At 66.5% G+C, this 13174-nt stretch carries 10 protein-coding genes; 6 read left to right on the top strand and 4 right to left on the bottom strand.

What is annotated here, in order from left to right:
- The first annotated feature begins 23 nt into the window (after positions 1–23).
- From R5H30_RS03240 to R5H30_RS03225, 4 genes are all read left to right on the top strand, one after another.
- The gene (locus R5H30_RS03240) at positions 24–2990 is read left to right on the top strand and encodes a helicase-related protein (protein ID WP_318326568.1); all 2967 of its coding nucleotides are present in this window, start codon (positions 24–26) and stop codon (positions 2988–2990) included.
- Positions 2991–3368, top strand: coding sequence for an Hsp15 family ribosome-associated heat shock protein (locus R5H30_RS03235; RefSeq protein WP_318326567.1), 378 nt, complete (start codon positions 2991–2993; stop codon positions 3366–3368).
- A gap of 51 nt (positions 3369–3419) precedes the next feature.
- A complete protein-coding gene (gene fdxA / locus R5H30_RS03230; RefSeq protein WP_318326566.1) occupies positions 3420–3758 on the top strand; it encodes a ferredoxin FdxA in 339 nt (112 codons plus the stop codon).
- 270 nt (positions 3759–4028) lie between these two features.
- Entirely contained in the window at positions 4029–4541 is a 513-nt protein-coding gene (locus tag R5H30_RS03225; protein ID WP_318326565.1) for a CarD family transcriptional regulator, read from the top strand.
- A gap of 139 nt (positions 4542–4680) precedes the next feature.
- Here the strand turns inward: R5H30_RS03225 and cobS are convergent, their stop codons facing one another.
- Entirely contained in the window at positions 4681–5448 is a 768-nt protein-coding gene (cobS, locus tag R5H30_RS03220) for an adenosylcobinamide-GDP ribazoletransferase (protein ID WP_318326564.1), read from the bottom strand.
- Between the two features lie 78 nt (positions 5449–5526).
- Between cobS and cobT the strand changes: the two genes are divergently transcribed.
- Positions 5527–6543 (top strand): nicotinate-nucleotide--dimethylbenzimidazole phosphoribosyltransferase, encoded by a 1017-nt coding sequence (cobT, locus tag R5H30_RS03215; RefSeq protein WP_318326563.1) that lies wholly within the window; start codon positions 5527–5529, stop codon positions 6541–6543.
- A gap of 3 nt (positions 6544–6546) precedes the next feature.
- Here the strand turns inward: cobT and R5H30_RS03210 are convergent, their stop codons facing one another.
- Both R5H30_RS03210 and R5H30_RS03205 read right to left on the bottom strand, forming a co-directional pair.
- Complete coding sequence (locus tag R5H30_RS03210) at positions 6547–8427, bottom strand: cation:proton antiporter domain-containing protein (protein WP_318326562.1); 1881 nt, start codon at positions 8425–8427, stop codon at positions 6547–6549.
- Positions 8428–8588: 161 nt separating this feature from the next.
- Positions 8589–9044: an Lrp/AsnC family transcriptional regulator gene (locus R5H30_RS03205; RefSeq protein ID WP_318326561.1), complete on the bottom strand. Its 456-nt coding sequence runs from the start codon at positions 9042–9044 to the stop codon at positions 8589–8591.
- A 150-nt stretch (positions 9045–9194) separates the two neighbouring features.
- Here R5H30_RS03205 and hppD point away from each other — a divergent pair, with 150 nt between their 5' ends.
- Positions 9195–10289: a 4-hydroxyphenylpyruvate dioxygenase gene (gene hppD / locus R5H30_RS03200; protein WP_318326560.1), complete on the top strand. Its 1095-nt coding sequence runs from the start codon at positions 9195–9197 to the stop codon at positions 10287–10289.
- 51 nt (positions 10290–10340) lie between these two features.
- Here hppD and R5H30_RS03195 read toward each other — a convergent pair whose 3' ends face one another.
- A complete protein-coding gene (locus tag R5H30_RS03195) occupies positions 10341–13121 on the bottom strand; it encodes a hypothetical protein (RefSeq protein ID WP_318326559.1) in 2781 nt (926 codons plus the stop codon).
- Positions 13122–13174: the final 53 nt, after the last annotated feature.

Below are 13174 nucleotides of genomic sequence, written 5' to 3'. Positions count from 1 at the left end.
CAGCAGAAGATAGGGGCGGTGGCGTGACGGGTGATGCACAGGTCGTGGCGGTCTTGGGCCCGACCAACACAGGCAAGACAAGCTACGCGATCGAACGCATGCTGGGTCACCGCACCGGCGTGATCGGGTTGCCCTTGAGGCTTCTGGCGCGCGAGGTCTATGACCGGATCGTGGCACTGCGCGGCCCGTCGATCGTGGCGCTGGTGACGGGCGAGGAGCGCATCGTGCCGCCGCGCACCCAGTACTGGGTCTGCACAGTCGAGGCGATGCCCGAAGGAATGGGCTGCGATTTCCTCGCCGTCGACGAGATCCAGCTCTGCGCCGACCCCGAGCGCGGCCATGTGTTCACCGACCGTCTGCTGCGCGCGCGCGGCCAGAGCGAAACCCTGCTGCTCGGCTCCGACACGATGCGCGGACCGATCTCGGCGCTGGTGCCGAAGGTGCAATTCCTGCGTCGGGACCGCATGTCGGACCTGTCCTATACCGGTTCGCGCAAGATCAGCCGGATGCAGCGCCGGTCGGCGATCGTCGGCTTCTCGGTCGAGAACGTCTATGCCATCGCCGAACTGATCCGGCGGCAGAAGGGGGGGGCGGCGGTGGTGATGGGGGCGCTGAGCCCGCGCACGCGAAACGCGCAGGTCGACATGTACCAGAATGGCGAAGTCGACTTTCTTGTCGCCACCGACGCCATCGGCATGGGGCTGAACCTCGACGTCGACCACGTCGCCTTTTCGGCGCTGAGCAAGTTTGACGGTCGCCGGATGCGCCCCCTTGCGCCGAACGAGCTGGCCCAGATTGCCGGGCGGGCCGGGCGCGGCCTGAAACGCGGCACGTTCGGGGTGACCGGCGATGCGCCGCCGCTGCCGGACGAGGTCGCGCGGGCGATCATGGACCATCAGTTCACGCCATTGAGAAAACTGGTGTGGCGTAATCATGCGCTGGAGTTCGGTTCGATCGACCGGCTTGTGTCGTCGCTCGAAAGGCCTCCAGAAAGCGAATGGCTGACACGTGCGCGCGAGGCCGATGACCTCTCGGCGCTGAAGGCGCTGGGCGACGTCGCCGAGATCGCGGCCCGCTGCACCGACGCGACCTCGGTCCGGCTGCTCTGGGACGTGTGCCGGATCCCCGACTTCCGCGGCATCAGCCACGCGGAACATTCCGGGTTGCTCGAGGTTATCTTCAACTATCTTCACGAACGGGGAACGGTGCCGGATGACTGGCTTGCCCGACAGATCAGGCGTATCGACCGGACCGACGGCGATATCGACACCCTGTCAAAGCGGCTGGCCTATATCCGGACCTGGACCTATGTCGCGCAACGCCGCGGCTGGACCGGCGACGAAAGCCATTGGCGCGGCGAGACGCGTTCTGTAGAAGACAGGCTGTCGGACGCGCTGCACGAACGTCTGACACAGAGATTTGTGGACCGGCGCACATCCGTGCTCTTGCGCCGGCTGGGTCAGAAGGAAGCCATGGTGGCCGAAGTATCAGAGACCGGAGACGTGACCGTCGAGGGCGAATTCGTGGGCAGGCTGGACGGGTTCCGGTTCTCGCAGGACAAGGGCTCCAACGGGGCGGAAACCAAGACCATCCGCAGCGCCGCGCTCCAGGCTCTGGCACCGCATTTCCACCTGCGCGCCGACCGCTTCTACAATGCCCCGGACACCGAGATCGATTTCACCGAACAAGGCGGGTTGATGTGGGGCAAGTCCGCCGTCGGCAAACTGGTGGCCGGCTCGGATCCGCTCAAGCCTCAGGTCGAGGTCTTTGTCGACGACCACGCCGGGGCTGAGGTCGCGCAGAAGGTCCAGCGGCGGCTGCAGCATTTCATCGACCGCAAGGTGGCTGCGCAGTTCGAGCCGCTCTTGAACCTCAGCCGGGACGAGGGACTGACCGGTCTCGCGCGCGGATTTGCCTTCCGCATGGTCGAGGCAATGGGGATCATCCCGCGCGCAGAGGTGGCCGAAGAGGTCAAAGTGCTTGACCAGGACGCGCGCGGTGCCTTGCGCAAGCATGGCATCCGGTTCGGGCAGTTCACCATTTTCATGCCGCTTCTGCTGAAACCGGCGCCGACGCGCCTTCGGCTGGTCCTGTGGTCGCTGTCGAAAGGACTGGGGGAATTCCCGGAATCGCCGCCGCCCGGGCTGGTGACGATCCCCGCCGCGGCGGATGCGCCCGAGGGCGCCGACACCATGGCCGGCTACCGCACGGCCGGTACGCGGGCGATCCGCATCGACATGCTCGAGCGGTTGGCTGACATGCTGCGTGCCGAGAACACGCGGGCGGGTTTCGAGGCGAAGCCCGACATGCTGTCGATCACCGGCATGACGCTGGAGCAGTTCGCCGACCTGATGCAAGGGCTTGGCTACCGTGCCGAGCGCGGCGAACGCGAGAAGGTGCGGCCTGTCGAGGCGGTTGTGCCCGGCGATGCACCGGCGCCCGAGACCGAGACACCCGAGACCGATGTTCCGGTCATGGATGCCGCGGATACCGCGGCGCCGGGGACGTCGAACGAACCCGCCGAAACAGTTCCGCCTGCCGACGTGCCGGAGGAAGCCGCAGGCATTGAGGATGCGGGCGTTGCGCCGATCGCCGAGATACCGGTTGGTGATGCGCCGCAGGAGACGTCTACGGAGGCAGCGGATGTCGGCGAGACAGGCGCAGCGGAGGACATTCCGGATCAGCCTGCCGAGGAGGTTCCGCTGGGAACGGCGCCCGACGAAGCGCTGGCGGGCCCGGAGACGGAAGTATTCTACACCTTTACATGGGGCCGTGGTCCGCGCCAGCAGGGCAATCGGAGCGGGCAGCAACGCGGCGACCGGGGCGGCAAGGCCCGGTCCGGCAGCCCCAAGGGCAAGAAGGGCGCGCCGCGCGATCGTGGTCAGAAAGGTCCCAAGACCTTCAACGCACGGCCGCCGAAGCCCGAAAAGAAGATTGACCCGGACAACCCCTTCGCGGCGGCCCTGATGGGCCTTCGCGACGGGAAATAGGTGGCGGGCAAGCTACGGCTCGACAAGTGGCTTTGGCAGGGCCGCTTTTTCAAGACGCGCACGCTCGCGGCTTCGAGGGTGCAGCAGGACGGTGTGCGCATCAACGGCGTGCGGGTCAACAAGCCGGCCACGCCGGTGTCCCCCGGCGACGTTCTGACCTTTTCGCAAGGCACCGCTGTCCGGGTGGTCCGTATCGAGATTCTGGGCACGCGGCGCGGACCTGCACCTGAAGCCAGGGAACTCTATTCCGACCTGACCCCGACTCGGGACGAGGAACGGAACGAACGTCCGGAGAACCCTGCCTTCGAGGGAAAAGGTCGCCCAACCAAGCGCGATCGCCGGGCCCTCGATCTTTCTCGGGCACGGTCCCTTGAATGATCTGGGGCGCTGATTTAGCTAGGCCCCTGTAGCTTCCGAGATGACGTTCCCATGACCTATATCGTGAACGATGCCTGCATCGCCTGCAAATACACCGACTGCGTCGAAGTCTGTCCGGTGGATTGCTTCTATGAAGGCGAGAACATGCTCGTCATTCATCCCGACGAATGCATCGATTGCGGTGTCTGCGAACCTGAATGCCCGGCAGATGCGATCCGGCCGGATACCGAGCCGGACACGGAGAAATGGGTGGAGTTCAATCGCAAGTATGCCGAGCTCTGGCCGGTGATCATCACCAAGAAGGATCCGCTGCCCGAAGCCGACGACCGGGACGGGGAAAGCGGCAAGCTCGAGAAGTATTTCTCCGAAACGCCCGGCGAGGGCGGCTGAGGCTCTTCGATCGGGGTTGGGCGGCACGCCGCCGAAGCTGACGCAACGTCGGGCGGAATCGGGTCGGTCCCGCTTCCGGATTGGCGTTTTTTGTGTTATATTGATGTCACATATCACTGAACGGATGCGTCCCAGCCAATCCCTCGATTGAGATTGGCCATAAGGTTTCGACCCATGTCCACCCGGATTCGCGGCAGAAGAGCGGCGATCCGGTGTGGTTTTGACTGTTGAACGACCCTGTGGGACGTCTCCTGCGGCAAGGAAAACCGAATGTCCAAATCCAAGAAGCACGATTTCCGTCCCAACGAGTTCGTGGTCTACCCGGCGCATGGCGTCGGCCAGATCATCTCGATCGAAGAGCAGGAAGTGGCGGGGATCTCTCTCGAGCTGTTCGTCATCTCCTTCGAGAAGGACAAGATGACGCTGCGCGTGCCGACCCACAAGGCGATGGAGATCGGGATGCGTGCGCTGAGCTCGCCCGACGTCATCACCCACGCGATGAAGACCCTGAAAGGCAAGGCCAAGGTCAAGCGCGCGATGTGGTCGCGCCGGGCGCAGGAATACGAGCAGAAGATCAATTCCGGCGATCTGATCGCCATCGCGGAAGTTGTTCGCGACCTTCACCGCACCGACGACCAGCGCGAACAGAGCTATTCCGAGCGTCAGCTCTACGAGGCGGCGCTCGAGCGGCTCACCCGCGAGGTCGCTGCGGTGAGCGGTGGCGACGAGCTGGCTGCGGCCAAGCAGGTCGGAGACGTGCTGGACAGCCGCGTCGCGGCCTGACGGCACCGAAACTCCTTATCATTCAGGACCGCGCCCGACCGGGCGCGGTCCTTTCTTGTTTCAGGGGGCGCTGCCCCCGCCGCGCTGCGCGCGCCTCCCCCGGGATATTTCCCAACCAGAGAGGGACCCTACTGCCGCGTCAGGTGAGCATGGTCGCGAAGGTGAGAAGAATCGCCAATTCGCTGAGTTGCTGACAGGCGCCGAGCACGTCACCTGTCTGGCCACGGATTTTCGCGCGGGCAAGGGCGGCAAGCGCGGCGGTCGCGATAGCAGCGGAGACAGCGGCGAAAAGGGCAATGGGACCGGTGAGCAGCAGCGCCAGCGTCAGCGCGAGGACAAGGCCGGCGACTGTTGCGGCAGCCCCGGGCCGGCCGGTGCCGTGCGACAGACCCGTGTCGCGGGCATTCGGCAGCAGTGCCATGACGGGGGGCATCGCGGCGCGCGACAGCATCGCCGCGGCGAGCAGCGGCGCGATCCCCAGTGGCAGCAGCAAAGCGCAGGCGCTCCAGCGCATCCCCGTGACGACGATCAGCGAAAGAAACCCGTAGGTGCCGATGGCGCTGTCCTTCATGATCTCGAGTCGGCGCGCGACGGTCCAGCCGCCCCAGAAACCGTCGGCACAATCGGCCAGCCCGTCTTCGTGCATCGCACCGGAAAACAGGATCGAGAGCGCAATATAGGCGCCGGCGGCAATGGCGGGGCCGGTGTCCACGGCCATGAGGATCGCGGCGACGAACCCGGCGGGACACGCGACGGCCAGACCGGCCAGCGGGTAGGCCCAGGCGGCGCGGGCGGCGTTGCGGAAGCGCGCGGGCGGTGGTGCGGGGACCGGCAGGCGGCTGAGCAGGCTCAAGGCGACACGGAACTCGTCGAGACGGGATCGGAAGATGTCGCTGACCAAGGCCATTCTGTCCGTTTCGCGGGTTGCCGGTGCCGTCCCACTGGTTAATGAGGGGGCAACGATCTTGCAACGAGGGTGTGCTTCATGAGTTCCGATTTCGCCGACCTGGAAGGCTTTCGCGCGTTGCTGGCGGCAATGCCGTCGTCCGATCCCGAAGCCGAGGCCGCCGCGCGGGACCGCGATGCGCAGCTGACCAAGCCGCCGGGCGCGCTGGGTCGGCTCGAAGAACTGGCGGTCTGGTTCGCGGGCTGGCGCGGGACCGCGCGCCCGACGCTCACTGCGCCGCAGGTCATCGTCTTTGCCGGAAACCACGGGGTCGCGGCGCGGGGCGTGTCGGCCTTTCCACCCGAGGTGACGGCGCAGATGGTGGCGAATTTCGAATCCGGCGGTGCGGCGATCAACCAGCTGGCCGAGGCCTTTGGAGCGCGGCTCGACGTGATCGCGCTGTCGCTGGATACCCCGACGGCGGATTTCACCGCCGGTCCGGCGATGTCCGAGGCCGAGCTTGTCGATGCCCTCCGGGCGGGCTGGGCGGCGGTCGACTCGCAGGCCGACCTTCTGGTGACCGGCGAGATGGGGATCGGCAACACCACGCCAGCCGCGGCGATCGCGGCGGCGCTCTTCGGCGGGGCTGCCGAAGACTGGACCGGGAGGGGGACGGGCGTCGACGATGCGGGGCTGGTGCGCAAGGCGCAGGTGGTGGCCGACGGGGTCGCGCGGCACGCCGATGCGCAGGCCGACGGGCTCGACATCCTCATGCGGCTCGGCGGGCGCGAGATCGCGGCGATGGCCGGGGCGATCGCGCGGGCGCGCGACCTGCGCATCCCGGTGATCCTCGACGGGTTCATCTGCTGTGCGGCGGCGGCCTGTCTGGCCCGGACCCGGGAGGGTGCGCTCGATCACTGCGTCGCGGGCCACCGCAGCGCCGAGGGCGCACATGCGCGGCTGCTGGACCACCTTGGCAAGGTGCCGCTTCTGGACCTCGGGTTGCGGCTCGGCGAAGGGTCGGGTGCCGCCCTGGCCATCGGGATCCTGAAAGCTGCAATCGCCTGTCACAGCGGCATGGCGACCTTTGGCGAGGCAGGGGTGTCCGAAGCCTGAGGCTCAGGCACGTTTTTTCTCGGTCGCCTGGCTGAGGATCGCGGTCTCGAGATCCTTTTGCAGCTGTCGGGATCGCGCGACATAGGCGGCGTTCTGCGAGGTCGGAATGCCGGGATCCCAAAGCTCGGCCAGTTCGCGCACCGAAACGCGGTCGTGCTCGTAGAAGATGCGCTCGGCCTCGTGCGCCTCGTATTCGCTGAGGCCGAGGTTTTCCAGAACGTAGCGCCCGGCACGCAGCGAGCTGTCGAACATCTCGCGCACGATGTCGTCGGCGCCGGCCTGGTAGAGCCGGTAGACCTGGGTGCGGTCATAGGCGCGGGCGACGATATGCAGGTCGGGCCGCAGCTTGCGCGCATAGGCCACCAGCCGGGCGCTGGCATCCTTGTCGTCGAGGGCCACGACCAGCACCCGCGCGTTGGCGATGCCGGCGGCGCGCAGGATGTCGGGCCGCGTGGGATCGCCGAGGAACCCCTTGAAACCGAAGCGCCGCATGACGGCGATGGTTTCCATGTTGTGGTCGAGCACGACGGTGTTGAATCCGTTGGCCTGCACCAGCCGGTTGACGATCTGGCCGAAGCGCCCGATGCCGGCGATGATGACCGGGCCTTCGTCGTCGATCTCGTCGTCGTCCGGACGCTCTTCGGTGGTTTCGGTCCGGCGCGAGATGACATCGTAAAGGATGAAGAGCAGCGGCGTGATCAGCATCGAAAGGGCGATCACCAGAAGCAGCGTCTCGGCCACGTCGATGGGCATGACGCCCTGCTGTTCGGAGAAGGCGGTGAGCACGAAGCCGAACTCGCCGGCCTGCGCAAGGCCGAGGGCGAACAGCCACAGGTTCTTGCCGCTCAGGCCGAACACGCGGCCGAGCCCCCAGAGGATCAGGCCCTTCACGATCGCCAGCAGCAGGGCCATCGAGACGATGGCCGGCATGTTGCCGAACAGCAGCGGGAAGTTGATACCGGCCCCCACGGTGATGAAGAAAAGACCGAGCAGGAGGCCCTTGAAGGGTTCGAGGTCTGTTTCAAGCTCGTGCCGGAATTCGCTGCTGGCCAGCACGACGCCGGCGATGAAGGCGCCGAGGGCGGGGGAAAGTCCGACGAGCGTCATCAGGAAGGAAATGCCGACAACGATGAGCAGGGCGAGGGCGGTGTACATTTCGCGCAGGCGCGAGGCGTGGATGAAACGGAACACTGGCCGGGTGAGAAAGACGCCGGCCAGGATTACGGCGAGGACCGCACCGATGGTGACCAGCGTGACACCCCAGCCAGGCAGGCCTTCGACCAGCGACATTGCATGGCCGTCACCATGGCCGCCGTGCCCGTCGTCCCCACCCAGCGAGATCGAGCCGTCCTCGGCGATCTGGGCCGGGATGCCGACGGCGAGCAGCGGCAGGAAGGCAAGAATCGGGATGACGGCGATATCCTGCGTGAGCAGGACCGAAAAGATCGACCGTCCGCCTCCGGTCTGCATCAGCCCCTTCTCGGACAGGGTCTGAAGCACGATGGCGGTCGAACTCAGAGACAGGGTGAGGCCGATCGCGAGCGAAACGGAGAAGGGCTGATCGTAGGCCAGTGCGATGCCCATGATCGCCAGCGTGCAAAGCGCGATCTGCAGCCCGCCGAGGCCAACGAGCTTGTGGCGCATGTCCCACAGGGCGCGCGGTTCAAGCTCGAGCCCGATCAGGAACAGCATCATCACCACGCCGAATTCCGCAAAGTGCTGCAGGTCCTGGGTTTCGGATCCGACAAGGCCGAGGACCGGGCCGATGATGATCCCGGCGGCGAGATAGCCCAGGACCGATCCGAACCCCAGGCGCGCGGCCAGCGGCACCGCGATCACCGCGGCGGCGAGGTAGACGGATGCCTGATAGAGAAAACCTTCCATGGGTGCGATATCTCGACCTCGGATGCGGGAGTCGTCCGTGATTTATAACAGCCGCTTGCGTGGTTGCCACGGGTTTCCGGACTTGTCTGGCGATTGCGTTCCGACCGGCGGAGCGCTGCCTGCGCGGGCGGCATTCAAACCCGTCGCCGGAGGTGGGCCGTTCAGGTCGGCAGCGGGCTGTCCTGCTTGAGCTGCGCCATGACGATCTGGCTGTGGACGCGCGCCACCGCCGGGTGCGGCAGCAGCACGTCGTGGATCAGCCGGTTCAATGCCGGCAAGTCCGCGCAGTAGATCCGCAACAGGTAGTCCGCGTCACCGGTCATCGTCCATGCGCTGGTGATCTCGGAGCGGGTCTCGACAAGCCGGGCGAAACTGCGCGAGTTCTCGGGGCCGTGGGTTTCGAGATGCACCTGGATGAAGCCCTGCACCAGCAGGCCGAGCCGTGACGGATCGAGCCGGGCGGTATAGCCGGTGATGAAGCCCTCGGCCTCGAGGCGCTGACGCCGCCGCCCGGCCTGGCTGGGCGACAGATTGAGCGCCTCGCCCAGTTCCTGCGCCGTCAGATGCGCATTGCGCTGCAGGGCGGCGAGCAAGCGGATGTCGGTCGGGTCGAGCATCTCGATGCGGAATCCATGCGTGGATGGAAGAATATATGCGGGAAACCGTCGTATATGTCGAGAGATGAACAGATATTCACGCAAAATCCGCGTCCGGAATGGCATATTTTCGATTCAACGAAACAAATCGCTTTTCACAGGAGGCGCGCCATGGGTCCGTTCCCGCACAACGCTCCGAAGTCGACCATCACTGCAGAGAACCCCGCCGGAACCGACGGTTTCGAATTCGTTGAATTCGCACATCCCGAGCCGCAGGAACTGCGCGACCTCTTCACGCGCATGGGCTATGCCCACGTGGCGAACCACAGGACGAAGAAGATCGAACTCTGGCAGCAGGGCGACATCACCTATGTGCTGAATGCCGACCCCGACAGCTTTGCCGCGCGGTTCGTGGAAGAGCACGGTCCCTGCGCCCCGGCGATGGCCTGGCGTGTCGTCGATGCTGAAAAGGCGCTGCGCCACGCGGTGTCGAAAGGCGCCGAGGAATACACCGGCGACGACAAGACGATGGACGTGCCTGCGATCCGGGGCATCGGTGGTTCGCTGATCTACTTCATCGACCAGTACTACGACACCAGTCCCTACAACGCGGAATTCGACTGGATCGAGCAGTCCAAGCCGCGCGGCGTTGGCTTCTTCTACCTCGACCACCTGACCCACAACGTCTTCAAGGGCAACATGGACAAGTGGTTCGCCTTCTACGGCGACCTCTTCAATTTCCGCGAGATCCGCTTCTTCGACATCCAGGGCAAGTTCACGGGCCTCTATTCCCGCGCGCTAACCTCTCCCTGCGGACGCATCCGCATCCCGATCAACGAGGACCGCGGCGAGACCGGGCAGATCGTGTCCTATCTCAAGAAGTACAAGGGCGAGGGCATCCAGCATATCGCGGTGGGAAGTGACGACATCTATGGCTCGACCGACGAAATCGCGGCGAACGGGCTGAAGTTCATGCCGGGCCCGCCAGACACCTACTACGACCTGAGCCACGACCGGGTGAGCGGCCACGACGAGCCTGTCGAGCGCATGAAGAAGCACGGTATTCTGATCGACGGCGAAGGCGTCGTCGACGGTGGCGAAACCAAGATCCTGCTGCAGATCTTCTCGAAGACTGTGATCGGCCCGATCTTCTTCGAGTTCATCCAGCGCAAAGGTGACGACGGCTTCGGCGAAGGCAATTTCAAGGCTCTGTTCGAATCCATCGAAGCCGAGCAAATCGCCAACGGCGAAATCGCGGCCGAATAGCGCGATCGCAATCCTGAAATGACGGTAGGCGCGCCCCTGCGGGGTGCGCCTTTACGTGCGCGGCATCCTCAGCACCACGTTGCGCCCGCCTTTCTGGTAGCGCAACTCGCTGTCCCCAATCGCCGAGACGCGCCCGCCGTCAAGCCGGTCTCCGACCTTGACCTTCTGGTAGCGCCCGTTTGAGAGCCTTATGAGCGCGCGGCGCGACGAAGGCTTTCCATAAACCCCGATCAGGTTGATGCCCCGCAGGTTGATCGCGTTCTTGACCGTGGCGCTGCGTGACACCGTGGCCGAGGACGGGATGTTCGGCGCCGCCGTCCGTTGCACGACAGGCGCCGCTGCAGCGGCCTGCCGTTGCGTGGTGACCCGGGCGGCCTGCGCGGCCGCCGTGGCCTGTGCATGGGCGATGATCCGGCCGAAATTGCCCGGGCGCGCGTCGGGACGCGCTGACTGCGCGGCTGCAAGGCGGGTTCCGGTCGCAAAGGGATCCGCCGCGGCCGGGGCGGCGACCGGCCCGCCATCCTGCGGCACGAGGCTCGCGGCGGCGAGCGCCGTTTCCTGCTCCGAGCGCGGACGGACCTGAGGCCGCAGCGCGCCCAGTTCGGAGCGCGTCAGCCCGTCATTGTTGGCCCGCTCGTTGTTCTCGATCAGGTTGCCCGGGCGCAGGCGTGGACGTGCCTCGGCCAGCGCGGCCTGCAGCGGATCCTCGACGACTTCGGGATCGCGCCGCGCCATCTCGGCAGGCGGGACCAGGGCCGGACGACCCAGGTAGACGGTGATCCCCTCGGGGTTCACGACGCCTTGCGCGGTGGCCACGACCAGCCCGCGTTCGTCGAGATCGAAGGTGGTGCCCGGGGCGACCGGCGAATTCTGCGGTACCATCGCCGCGTCGGTGTCCTGCCGCATGGCATCCGGCAGCGCCACGGCATCCTCGACCAGGCTGACCGGGTCGATGCTGGTCACGTAGAGGTCGTCGATGGCGATTTCGGCGCCGGCTTGCGGCAGTTGCGGGCTGACCGGCCAAATCCCGGTGACCGCATAATCCGCCTCGATCCGGTCCGCTTCCACTTCCACGACGGCATCCGCCGCTCCGTCCTGTCCCACGTCCGCCGTTTCGGCGGTTTCGGGCGTGACTGTCTCGGGGTCTCCGGTTTCGATCCCGGGCGTCGGGCGGCGCAGGGCGCGCAGCACCGCCGCATCCTCTTCCGAGAGGGTCGTTTCCACCGACGCGGTGACCATGCCGGCATTCTCCGGCAACTCGTCGAGAAACTTCGGTGCCGGCAGGTCGGCGATCGCGGCGATCCCGGTCTCCGTCTCGGACTCCGGTGCGGCCTCCGGACGGTCGAAAATCCGTGCGATGCTCCCGTCCAGCCGGACCGAAGCCCAGGCCGCAACGGCCAGGAGGACCAGCAACAGGATCACCGTCAGGATCAGCCCGAGGTATCGCGGCTTGCCGCGGGGCCGCTCCACCGGCAGGGCGAAGGGATCATTCTTGGGTTGCGCCTCGGGCGGACGTTGGGCTTCTGGCGGGGTCGGGGCCAGTTTCGGCGCCGCCGCCGGGCTCGTCGCGATTGGTCGCCTTTCCGGCGCGGGCACCGGTTGCACCTTGCGCGCCGGTGCCGGTTCGACCCGCGCGGGCTTTCGGCGGCTGAAAAACCCCGGCTTCCCGGCAGGTTCCGCTTCGGCGTCGGCGATGTCGAGCCGTGCGCCGTTCACCCGCGCGCCCGGAGCCGACAGGGTCGGCACGCGCCTTTCCCCCGCACCTTGCACCTTCGGAGCCTGCACCGCGGGTTCACGTCCGGAGGCAGCGGGCGCAATCCCTTGATCCTGCGATACCGGAGGCGCTGTCCTCCGGCTGCTGAACCCGGTCACCGGCTCGGGCTTGGGGGCGGACGGCGTGGTTCGCGATGGGGCGGGCGCGGTGGGCGGCGGTGCAGGCGCCTCGGCAAAGCCCTGGTCCGCCGCCTCGATGAACTCCGCCCGCGACGGCTTCAACGGCGGCACCGGCATCGGCAGGACGTCCTCCGGCCCGTCGTCCGGTTCGGGAAGCTCTGCCTTCGGTGCTTCGGCCAAGACCTTTTTGTCGCCCGCACGCCCGCCCTCCGGCAGGGCCGGATCGTCCTTGGGCACGTCTGCCGTCGCCTCGCTGGCGGCCTCGCCAACCGCGATCGGCGGCATGTCCGGCGACGTTTCGTCGGACATCGCGCCTGGCTCTCGCGATTCTTCGGTCTCGACCACCGGCGCGCCGGTCTCTTCGGCGACAACCGGACCGGACGGAATTTCCACCTCTCCGACGATCACCACAGCCACGCCGTCAGGCTCGACGGCTTCATCCGGTCCGAGCACGCGATCGGCGGCCCGCGCGCGCCCGAACCAGGGCTCGCCAAGGAAAGCTTCCGCGCCCGGCACGGCCACGAAACTCACTGGGTTGAAGCGGTGCGTTTCGGCGAAGGCTTCTGCCTCGTCAAGCGTCTCGCGCGCCACCGCCGCCACATGCATGCTGTCGCAGTCCGGGCAGGTATCGAACACCAGGTCCTCGACGTCATAGGGCGTCGCCCCGTCGAGCGCCCGGCGCGCCGCTTCGGTCCGGGCGTCGGCATCCATGCCTAGGCTCGGAATCGTCAGGTAGCGGATCTGCTCATTGGGAATCAACAGTTTGCAGCGCACGCCGCCGGGCTCGATGGCCGCCGCCGAGCGGCGCAGCGCGGCCAGTTCGCCGGCGAGGTCGGCAGCTTCGGGATCGACCTCGCCCACTACTCGCCAGCCGCCTGCGGCACGATGCAGCAGGCGGATTCCGTCGAAGGAGAGGGACAGGGCGAAACTGGGCTTCATGCCTTGCCTTTTTACACTGCAACGGGCGCCTTGACAGCGCGGCCTCGGTTTTC

The sequence above is a fragment of the Roseobacter sp. FCG-D35 genome (assembly GCF_033436665.1).
Taxonomy (GTDB): Bacteria; Pseudomonadota; Alphaproteobacteria; order Rhodobacterales; family Rhodobacteraceae; genus JAWQFO01.
The sequence above is the reverse complement of the archived record's forward strand: the minus strand, read 5'-3'. Positions and strand labels throughout refer to the sequence as shown.

Coding starts and splice junctions, on each gene's coding strand:
- R5H30_RS03225 (WP_318326565.1), top strand. CDS start 4,029: ATGTCCAAATCCAAGAAGCACGATTTCCGTCCCAACGAGTTCGTGGTC.
- cobS (WP_318326564.1), bottom strand. CDS start 5,448: ATGGCCTTGGTCAGCGACATCTTCCGATCCCGTCTCGACGAGTTCCGT.
- R5H30_RS03205 (WP_318326561.1), bottom strand. CDS start 9,044: ATGCTCGACCCGACCGACATCCGCTTGCTCGCCGCCCTGCAGCGCAAT.
- R5H30_RS03195 (WP_318326559.1), bottom strand. CDS start 13,121: ATGAAGCCCAGTTTCGCCCTGTCCCTCTCCTTCGACGGAATCCGCCTG.
- hppD (WP_318326560.1), top strand. CDS start 9,195: ATGGGTCCGTTCCCGCACAACGCTCCGAAGTCGACCATCACTGCAGAG.
- fdxA (WP_318326566.1), top strand. CDS start 3,420: ATGACCTATATCGTGAACGATGCCTGCATCGCCTGCAAATACACCGAC.
- cobT (WP_318326563.1), top strand. CDS start 5,527: ATGAGTTCCGATTTCGCCGACCTGGAAGGCTTTCGCGCGTTGCTGGCG.
- R5H30_RS03210 (WP_318326562.1), bottom strand. CDS start 8,427: ATGGAAGGTTTTCTCTATCAGGCATCCGTCTACCTCGCCGCCGCGGTG.